Genomic DNA, 8,680 nt, shown 5'->3' on the forward strand with positions numbered 1-8,680 from the left:
AGCACCAAACGCTTGTCGTCGTTTAGACGCGCTTTTGAAAAGCCATCAACAGTTGACCGCGTTGCTGGCGCGTCGGCCTTTCAAGGTCGTCGCCGTCGCGCTCGCCAACAAGACCGCGAGGATCATCTGGGCCCTGCTGGTCAGGGGCGGGACCTATCGGAAGCCTGGCGCGATGGCGGCTGGTGCGGCAAACGTCTGAAGCCAGAGATCACTGACACGAGCTAACCGGAGAAGAACCGGGAAGAGGCGAGGTGCATGAGCAGACGATGATTCCACGGGACGAAATCCCGACGCGGGAGAGGCTTGCGCGACAATGTGCTTCGAGCACGTCAGATTGATCAGCCACTCGCTTCGCGGACTTCATCGAGGCCAGCGGCCATGCGCCGCGCTGAAAGGGCTACCGCATCGCGACGCAGCGTCTTTCGCACGACGACTTTTCCGTGGCAGTCGACCCCGTGAACCTGGAACACATATTTCGCAAGATCCAGACCTATTCGAACGACCTGCATGACATCCGCCTTTGTTGCAGTTGACGTTCGAGATTTCACCTCGCCTGGAGGGCGGGGTCCATACCATTGGCCCGCGTTGCAAGTGCTTTTCAGTCGATTTCATCACGCGGGAACGGTGCAGTCATATGTCCGGATGGTGAAACGGTCATTCCGTCGCTTCCCGAACCTGGTGTGTGGACCGGCTTGGCTTCGGCCAATGTCTAGGGGCCGATGAGGTGGAAGCGCGCGAAAATCCATCGGGGCTCGCGGCGAAGACGTTGTCCAGCCGCATGAGGAAGCCGGATATACGTCAGCAGTTGTGACCGACGATCTTGATCCAGCTGACCTGTTGCAATCGGGCGGGGTCCATATACGTTCCACATATGTCGCGCCATAATCTTGCCTCAAACGTGCTTGCGGCCTGGCGCGCTGCACCTGGCGCGGCCTTGATCACTTCAAGGCTTACGTCTGGTCCTCGGTCGTGGCCTTCAACCTCGTCCTCTTCATCCGCCTCAAGCCGACCTGAACCTGAGCCGGAGCCGCCATCGCGGTTGCGTCGCGCCGGCCATTGCCCTTCCGCAGTGGCGTGCGCCTGATCGTGCCGATGACACCATTCTGTCGACGGCCAACGCTCATGACACTATCCGTGCCCGCTAAGACGCCCAAGCAGGGAGCACGCGATTGTAAACCCTGCGAAATTTGCGCGTTTACGGACGGAAACTAGTCTAGCCGATGAGGATCTGCGCATGGCAATAAATTGATAGCGAACGAATGGATCACTCTGGCAAGCGGGCGCATATTGGCTGCGCGAATGTGGCTCCCGAGCCCCATCCGGCGCTGTCCGCTATTTTGGTATACTTGCCGCATCGCAAGCGCGACGGGAATTCAGCGCGCGAGGAGACAACGCATTCAGTTTATGCCGAAGCAGCCCACGCGGGCGTGCTCATAGATCTCGCCGGTACCGCTGACGGCGATGGCCTGTTCGATGACGAGCATTCAGAACAGGAGTTGAGCGATGACGAACCCTTTCTGGAGGGCAGCACAGGAGTAATGAGAGCATAAAGCAGCTGCTTGCCCAACAACGGGGCTGTCAGGGACTCCGTGTGTGGGCGGGCATAATAGGTAAAAGCGGACTCCCAGTATGTCCACGACGCAAAGAGCTTGCGATACCGAATGAGCTTCTCGACCAAATACTCGCGGGGCAACGCCGCACCGCGGCATTTAATCAGGGTGGCCCGCTCGATTCGCTGAAGAAGGCGCTGACCGAACGCGCCATGAAAGCAGAGATGGATCACCACCGCGCCGGCGTGGACGGCGCTGGCAACACCCGCAACGGCTATGGCGGAAGACCGTGTTGTCCGTAACACCGGCCGACGCCTACTTCGGCAGGGCGGCAGCCATCATTAAAGAGGGCCAAATGATCAAACGCCAGACCATCTATCGTCGAGGCTTCCAGCACCGTAAGATCGCCGCTTAACATCAACCTCAAGACGAGGCCGACACTCCTCTAACTTACGCCGCAGCTCGAGCCAAAAGTTCTGACGCCGGACAATACTCACGACGCCAAAGATAATGGCTTTGCATTGCTTCGATGTCCCAAGACCTCGACAGATCGCACCGCCCAAAGCCCGACTTCCGCCTCCCCCAACATTCCGATGATCTCCTCGGCAGTGTAGTTGTTCCGTGCCATTTCGTCCTCTTTTTCAAAGCTCAAAATAGCCGAAAATTAAACTCTCAAGATGGACCAACTCCAAGGGCAAGGCCACTACATCATATCACGCGGGATACGCTTTTCCCCATAATTACGCTCGATGATCTGCTTGTCGTCTTGGAAGGCAACAACCAAACCGCTAATAATCCAATCTTTCGCCGTGCATGCTATGCCCGCCTTGGTGACCGTTCGTAAGCTTAGCCGCCCGTGTTGCGTTTCGCAGGTGTAGGTTAAAGCACCAATCGATGATAAGGGATCGTTCAGCTGGACTGACCACAATTCTTCCCTCAAGTTACGTGTTGCTATACCGGTTTCCGGATTTTGAACTAGTCCACTATCTTCGACAATCCTGTATTCAGTTCGATTGGCTGTTAGATTATGAATTACCTCACGATCTGTACGGGCCGGTGACCGCGCTATGTATTTGGGCAATGGATCGGGGTTGTCGGGCTCGTTGACCTCGATAACTTCATGCTGGCCGAGTTTCGGCATGGCCAATCCCATCGACGCAACGTCGATAGTAATACCTGGATCCTGCGGACTGGGGAGGACCATCGGCCAATAGGAGGTTGACAATGACAGCCGGATACGATGCCCCTTGCGAAAGCGATAGCCACAAGCATCGAGAACAATGCGCGTCTCGACCTGCTCGCCCATCGGCAATGGCGTCGGGTTGGTGTTGCCTTCTCGATGCGTCAGATTGAGTACTCCAAAAGAGACGCGTGTCGCCGTCCCATCAGGATGGACGTCGACGATGCGGGCACACAAATTGGCGATGTCGGCGTCGCAAGAGATAGTGACCTTTAGCTCCGGTCGCCCAAGATAATCGTAGTTATCCGAAAGCGGAGCGCTATCGAAGGTCAGCGAGCCGGCGTCGTCCGGTCTCTGATCGAGCGCCATCTCCGCATCTGGTTTTGACGCAATGTACTCACCGCCCATAATTCCGGTATTTAGCGGTGAGCGAAGGTAAACCTCATGTTTTGGCGAATGGGAGGCCGTGCCGGCGGTCAGACGGCCGTTTTGGTCGGCGCAGAAGTTCTGCATTTCCGGCTTCTGCCAACGATCCTTGGCGATCCAGAACCCCGGATCCGCGTCACGGCCCGACGCCGGCTTCGGGGCATCTAGAATATAGGCGCGCACCTGAGGCATTCGCTCGGCGCCATTCTTATTGCCGCGCAGCCATCTATTCCACCAGGCAATTGCCTCGGCAATAAAATCCACTCGCGGTTTGGGGAAAGCGAGGTGCGGAAATTTATGCACCCACGGACCAATCAAAGCCTTCGCGTGATCTCCAAGCCCTTCGACGCCCATCAATGGCGCATTGCGATAGCCATCGGCCCAACCGGCTATGATCATGGTTGGAACTTCCACCCTCGAAAAGTCTTCGCAGATTGAGCCGTGTTTCCAGAAATCATCACGGCGCTGATGCGAAAGCCATTCTTCTAGAAAAAAAGGTTGGTTCGCTAAGCGATCGAGCCACATCTCTCTCCAACGGTCGCCGACTAGCACTGGATCGGGCGAGCGTGAATGGAGCCCTTGCTGGATTGTCGCCCAGGTAAAGTTCGCAGAAAGATGACAGCCATTCTTGTAATGGACGTCGTCGTTATATCGGTCGACGGTCGACGCGATGGAAATAATTGCCTTTAGCGCCGGCGGGCGGAGAGCGGCGACCTGCAGGCAGTTGAAGCCGCCCCATGAAATGCCCATCATGCCGACAGAGCCATTTGACCAAGGTTGCGCGGCAACCCAAGCTATCAATTCGCAGGCGTTGGACAATTCGAGCTCGGTATACTCGCCGTCGATAATGCCATCGGATTCCCCCGTGCCACGAATGTCGACGCGTACACCGGCGATCCCAGCCGCGGCAAAAACCGGATAGGCGGCATCGTCGCGGGCTCTCGTCCCGTCGCTTTTTCGGTAAGGCAGGAATTCCAAGACGGCAGGCACAGGATTGCTTTCGGCGTTAATCGGAAGCCAGATTCGCGCCGAAAGCCGCGTGCCATCGAGAAGCGTGATCCAACTGTTGTCGATCAGGATGCAGCTGCCGCTTTTGTCCATATTGTTTTGTGTCCCTGAGGTGCGTTACGGTATGTTCAGCCGACGCTAGCACGGGCGCTTCCGATAGAGCATTGGACAAAAAGTAAGCTGCCAGACGACTTTATTTCTCGCCACACGAGAGCGACTGGCAAAACAGCGGCGTTATCATCTCCATCCCAAGGGTGCACTGGAGGTTTGCTTCAACGTAGGTTCTGACCTGGTTCTTGATTCGCCAGTGGGACCATCGTCAAGGGCGGGGAAAGCATAACCTAGAATAGAAAGCCTCTCACGATCGTGGTCGAGCGGTGCCGGACCCGTCGACTTAATCCGCCTAGCTACCTCTCGTTAACTCCTGGACTACTCAGTCGATCGAATCGGTTGTTGTGTAGCCCGCCGGCTCACATGGTTGCAGTCCGGAGAAAAGAGCCGGGAATGAGAACCATTGCCCAAGCTGGAGATAGTTCGCAGCTATTGCGATCTGCCGTCCTCATTTTGGGACCCGAGGCTCGCGCAAAAAAGTAGCCTATCAAGTGATTTTATTTCGACTGCTGGGCGCGCCAACCTTCCCTATAAGGGTAAACTCGAACCCGAATTGGAGCCAGGCAGATGTCGTTCAGAGGCATTATTCCGCCCGTCACCACGCCCTTTCATGCGGACGGATCAATTGACCGCGACGGCTTCTGCGTAATGGTCGAGCATCTGGTTTCATCGGGCGTGCACGGTATTATCGTCGGCGGCACCACCGGGGAGTACTACGCACAATCACGCGATGAACGTGTCGGCTTGTTGAAGCTCGCCAGGACAGTGGTGAAGAGTAAGGTGCCTCTCATCGCCGGCGTCGGCGCCATTCGCACCGAGGACTGCATCGAATATGCGCTGGTCGCCAGGGACCTGAATTACGACGGCATACTGATCGGGGCGCCGTACTACGCCGTCCCAACGCAGCTCGAACTTGCCAATCATGCACTGGCGATCGACAAGGCTGCCAATCTGCCGGTGATGCTCTATAACTACCCTGGGCGCACCGGAACGATGATGGACCTGGAGTTCCTGGACCGGGTAGGCCGCAGCGCCAATTTTTGCGCCATCAAGGAGTCCAGTGGCAACATGAACCAGCTGCACGCGCTGGCACGGGACTATCCGCATATTGACCTGTTTTGCGGCATGGACGATCAGGCGCTCGAATTCTTCGCCTGGGGCGCCAAGGGATGGGTCTGCGGCGCTGGCAATTGCCTGCCCAGAGAGCATCTTGCTCTCTACAACGCTTGCGTCATCGAGAAGGACTTCAGCAAAGGCCGGCAGATCATGTCGGCGCTGCTGCCTTTGATGCGAGTTCTCGAACAGGGCGGCAAGTTCGTGCAGAGCATCAAGTTCGGCTGCGAGCTGGTCGGGCTGCCGGCCGGACCCGTGCGCCACCCGATGCGGGCGCTCGACGATGAGCAGAAGCGGGAACTCGAGATGACGATCCGCACGCTCAAAGCAGCCATCGCGTCAATCACTGCAAAATCCCAAAAGAGGGCCTCCGAGAATGTCATCGCTATTAACGCGTGATGAGTACCAGAACCTGGCCGACAGCTTGCCGCTGCCAACCAACGCGGTTATCGATGGCAAGGCGCGGGCGGCACAATCTGGGGAAACTTTCGAGACCATCAATCCCGCGACGGGGCACGTCATCGCAAGGATCGCCTCCTGCGGCCAGGCCGACGTCGACCTCGCTGTCGAGAAGGCACGACTGGCGTTTGAATCGGGCACCTGGTCGCGTGCCCATCCGAGCGAACGCAAGCGGGTGCTGCGGCGCCTGGTCAAGCTAATGGAGCGCGATGCCCATGAGCTTGCGGTGCTTGAGACGCTCGAAAGTGGCAAGCCGATCTACGACGTCGAAACCATAGACATCCCCGAGGCACTGCACTGCTTGGAATGGCACGCGGAGGCCACTGACAAGCTTTACGGCCAGACGTCGCCCTCAGGCGATGACGTCGTGTCGATGATAGTGCGCCAGCCACTTGGCGTGGTCTCCTGCGTGCTACCCTGGAATTTCCCGATCTTGATGCTGGCCTGGAAGATTGGGCCGGCTCTCGCGACCGGCAACTCCGTCATCGTCAAGCCGGCCGAGCAGACCAACATGTCGACATTGCGGATTGCCGAGTTGGCACACGAGGCCCGGTTGCCGCCGGGCGTCCTGCAGATCGTAACCGGCCCGGGCGAAATCACCGGTAAGGCGCTTGGCATGCATCCGGATATCGACATGGTTGCGTTCACCGGTTCCACCGATGTCGGGCGGAAATTCCTGGAATATTCGGCTAGGTCAAACCTCAAGCGCATTGTGCTCGAATGCGGCGGCAAGAACCCCTGCATCGTGCTTGACGACGCGGAAAATCTTGATGTTGTCGCACAACATGTGACTCAGGCGGTGTTCTGGAACATGGGCGAAAACTGCTCGTCCAATTCGCGGCTGATCGTGCATGAGAAGATCAAAGACCGTTTGGTGGAAACAGTCCTTCACAAGCTTAAGGAATGGCCTTTGGGCGAACCACTGGATCCGGGCAATCGGCTCGGCGCCATCGTGTCCAAGGAGCAGTTCGACCGCATCATGGGCTACATCAAGAAGGGCCGCGCGGAAGGAGCCAGGATCGTGACGGGCGGTAGCGCTCACAAGCACGGCAAGGGCTACTTCATCGAGCCAACCGTGTTCGAGGATGTCACGCCGGAAATGACGATTGCGCGCGAAGAAATCTTCGGCCCGGTGCTGTCCGTCATAAAGGTGGCCAACGCCGATGAGGCGGTCCGCGTCGCTAACGATACGCAATACGGGCTTACAGCCTCGATCTTCACGGCCAACCTCGGCAAGGCACATCGCATCGCACGAGATATCCGCGCCGGTACGGTGACCATCAATTGCTACGGCGAAGGAGACATCTCGACCCCATTCGGAGGCTTCAAGCTTTCTGGCTTTGGCGGTCGCGATAAGTCACTTCACGCCCACGACCAATACACCGAACTCAAGACCATCTGGGCGGACATTTCCGACCAGAAAGTCTCGCGTTCCGTAGACTAGTCTGGTCAACGATGGGTGATCATGTGGCCGTCCGCGCGCCCGCGGACACGTCCCTGTCGGGCTGGTACGGTATTCTGCCGCCTCCCAAGGCACCTGAGGTGCTGCGCGGCCGTCAAAAAGCAGACTGGCTCATTGTAGGAGCTGGATTTGCTGGATTGGCGGCCGCGCGGCGCCTCACACAACTTGTGCCGAACGAGCGTATCGTTGTTGTCGATGCCCAGCGCGTCGCGTGGGGTGCTGCCGGACGCAACACAGGCTTTATGATCGACCTGCCACACGAGCTTGGCGGCGAGAATTATGGCGGAAGCCAGGACCACGACCGCAAGCGCATTCGCATGAACCGCGCGGCGATCGAGTTCTCGGCGGGGGCGGCGGATGAATACGGACTACAGAGTTTCTTCGTTCGGGCCGGCAAGTTCCATGGGGCTGCAACGGATCACGGCCTTGCCGTGCTGCGCGAATTTGAAAACCATCTGACGGGCCTCGGCGAGCCATTCGAGCGACTCGATGGGCCGCAGTTGAAGAAAATCACGGGAACCGACTTCTTCATCGGTGGCACTTTCACGCCGGGAACGGTGATGGCCCAGCCAGCCGGGTTCATTCGTGGACTCGCCGAAGGCTTGTCGAACCGCGTTCGGTTGTTCGAGAACTCGCCCGTTACATCTGTGCAGACCGGCAAATTGCACACCATCAGGGCGGTCGGGGGCGAGATCACCGCGCCGCGCTTGATCTTGACGGTCAACGGCCACCTCGAAAGCTTCGGCTTCTTCAGGAAGCGCTTGCTGCATGTCTTTACTTACGCCAGCATGACCAGGCCGCTTTCGAAGAGTGAGCAGGCCACTCTGGGCGGTGAGCCGAACTGGGGATTGATCCCGGCCGATCCGATGGGATCGACCATCCGCCGTATCGGCGACCGCATCGTCGTCCGCAACACCTTCACCTACAACCCGGACATGTCCACGAACGAGAAGCAGATCAACCGGATCGGCGCGGCGCATGATCGATCGTTCCGGGCGCGCTTTCCGATGCTGGGCAAAATGGAGATGGAGTTTCGATGGGGGGGCCACTTGTGTCTCTCTCTCAATTCCGCGCCGGCGTTTGGGGAAGTTGAAGAGAGGGTGTTCGTCGCCGGATGCTGCAATGGTCTGGGAACCGTGCAGGGCACCCTCTACGGGATGCTGGCTGCCGATCTTGCTGCGGGCAGCAACGAGCCCATGGTAGCAGACGCCCTGAATGAGCCAGTTCCAGTTCGGCTGTACCCAGAACCGCTGATGTCGATTGGCGCCCCACTGAAGCTTTGGGCGATGCAGAGGCGCGCTGGGAGAGAACTCTAGGCTCAGGACTCATTGATCAGAGCCAGAAGATGACGGTTGCCGCGATGCAGATGGC

6 protein-coding genes and 3 pseudogenes are annotated in these 8,680 nt (G+C 58.1%); 6 read left to right on the plus strand and 3 right to left on the minus strand.

The features are described from left to right. A pseudogene (locus AC07FD_RS17785) lies at positions 1-199 on the plus strand (hypothetical protein); the annotation flags it as partial. 199 nt (positions 200-398) lie between these two features. Here the strand turns inward: AC07FD_RS17785 and AC07FD_RS17790 are convergent. Both AC07FD_RS17790 and AC07FD_RS17795 read right to left on the minus strand, forming a co-directional pair. Then, positions 399-509, minus strand: a pseudogene (locus AC07FD_RS17790) (IS110 family transposase); the annotation flags it as partial. A 441-nt stretch (positions 510-950) separates the two neighbouring features. After that, a complete protein-coding gene (locus AC07FD_RS17795) occupies positions 951-1,124 on the minus strand; it encodes a hypothetical protein (RefSeq protein WP_478350904.1) in 174 nt (57 codons plus the stop codon). 135 nt (positions 1,125-1,259) lie between these two features. Between AC07FD_RS17795 and AC07FD_RS17800 the strand changes: the two genes are divergently transcribed. Next, entirely contained in the window at positions 1,260-1,550 is a 291-nt protein-coding gene (locus tag AC07FD_RS17800; RefSeq protein WP_478350905.1) for a hypothetical protein, read from the plus strand. Between the two features lie 56 nt (positions 1,551-1,606). Continuing rightward, a pseudogene (locus AC07FD_RS17805) lies at positions 1,607-1,831 on the plus strand (hypothetical protein); the annotation flags it as partial. A gap of 422 nt (positions 1,832-2,253) precedes the next feature. Here AC07FD_RS17805 and AC07FD_RS17810 read toward each other — a convergent pair. Continuing rightward, positions 2,254-4,257 carry a CocE/NonD family hydrolase gene (locus AC07FD_RS17810; protein ID WP_478350906.1) on the minus strand — a complete coding sequence of 668 codons (2,004 nt, stop codon included), beginning with the start codon at positions 4,255-4,257 and terminating at the stop codon, positions 2,254-2,256. 585 nt (positions 4,258-4,842) lie between these two features. Here AC07FD_RS17810 and AC07FD_RS17815 point away from each other — a divergent pair. The 3 genes from AC07FD_RS17815 to AC07FD_RS17825 are packed head-to-tail and all read left to right on the plus strand — an operon-like array spanning position 4,843 to position 8,625. Next, the gene (locus AC07FD_RS17815) at positions 4,843-5,787 is read left to right on the plus strand and encodes a dihydrodipicolinate synthase family protein (protein ID WP_478350907.1); all 945 of its coding nucleotides are present in this window, start codon (positions 4,843-4,845) and stop codon (positions 5,785-5,787) included. Further along, entirely contained in the window at positions 5,765-7,291 is a 1,527-nt protein-coding gene (locus AC07FD_RS17820) for an aldehyde dehydrogenase (RefSeq protein ID WP_478350908.1), read from the plus strand. The genes AC07FD_RS17815 and AC07FD_RS17820 overlap by 23 nt, the downstream gene beginning before the upstream one ends. A 23-nt stretch (positions 7,292-7,314) precedes the next feature. Then, complete coding sequence (locus AC07FD_RS17825; RefSeq protein WP_478350909.1) at positions 7,315-8,625, plus strand: NAD(P)/FAD-dependent oxidoreductase; 1,311 nt, start codon at positions 7,315-7,317, stop codon at positions 8,623-8,625. The last annotated feature ends 55 nt before the right edge of the window (positions 8,626-8,680 follow it).

This window comes from Mesorhizobium waitakense (genome assembly GCF_056431085.1).